Source organism: Pedobacter sp. UBA4863 (assembly GCF_002399615.1).
GTDB lineage: Bacteria > Bacteroidota > Bacteroidia > Sphingobacteriales > Sphingobacteriaceae > Pedobacter.
In genome coordinates, this window is sequence record NZ_DHDZ01000025.1 from 495 (window position 1) to 713 (window position 219).

Here is a 219-nt window from a genome sequence, read left to right on the forward strand (position 1 = left end):
CCCTTTTGATTTTCTGAAAAACAACTCAGCATAAATCTCTTGTTTTAATTCAAGCGGCAATTGTTTCCACTCATTATTTTCTTTGTATTTGATATTATTCAAAAACGACCACGCTCTGAATGTTTCAAAACTTGGGTGGCTGATTGGCGCACGGTATTTATTCGGTTCTAAGGTACATTTTCCAATCAACCCTTTTTGAGAACGCAAAGGACGTTTGTA

The 219-nt window shown here is 36.1% G+C and carries 1 protein-coding gene; it reads right to left on the reverse strand.

Annotated features, from left to right (window positions below; translation table 11 throughout):
• Positions 1-219: hypothetical protein (locus B3I52_RS04050; protein WP_293299071.1), on the reverse strand; the 219-nt coding region annotated here is incomplete at both ends.